This window comes from Roseateles sp. P5_E1 (assembly GCF_054049335.1).
This window is the reverse complement of sequence record NZ_JBFUMN010000500.1, coordinates 1-513: the sequence shown is the minus strand read 5'-3', so window position 1 is coordinate 513 and position 513 is coordinate 1. Positions and strand designations below refer to the sequence as shown.

Annotated in this window: 1 protein-coding gene; it reads left to right on the top strand. The window is 58.1% G+C overall.

The window, feature by feature from the left end:
- The coding region (locus tag ACXJKJ_RS32310) for an RES family NAD+ phosphorylase (protein WP_457395849.1) at window positions 1-513 on the top strand (513 nt) is incomplete at both ends.

Genomic DNA, 513 nt, shown 5'->3' with positions numbered 1-513 from the left:
ATGCTGGACGTCGTCGGTGGGGAAGTAGGCTCGCTGATCAGGACGCTCGATATTGGAACGGAACTCTACAGGGCAAGGTACCTTCCGGCCGACGGATCCGTGGCGGTATCAGCCTCGACTATGGGGCCGCCTCCGAAAGAGGCTGCCTCAGCCGGCCGCATGAACCCTGCCGGCATCCCGTACTTCTATGCAGCGTTCGATGTGAAAACCGCCCTTGCGGAGATCGGCGAGGTTCCCGAGGGCAAATTGCCTGCAACCGCGGTCTTCCGTACCGAGAGATTGCTTAACGTTGTGGACCTCGTGAAGCTTCCTAGAGCGCCGTCTGTCTTTGCAACTGACCTAAGGGCTGAGCGTGTCAGGGCGCTGTTCTTAACCGGCTTCGTGACGGCAATCACACAGCCTGTCCATAAGGATGGCAGAGAACATATCGACTACGTCCCCTCGCAGATCGTTTGTGAGTACGTGGCTCAGTCTTTTTCCCGAGGCGATGGCGTATCCATCGACGGTCTAATC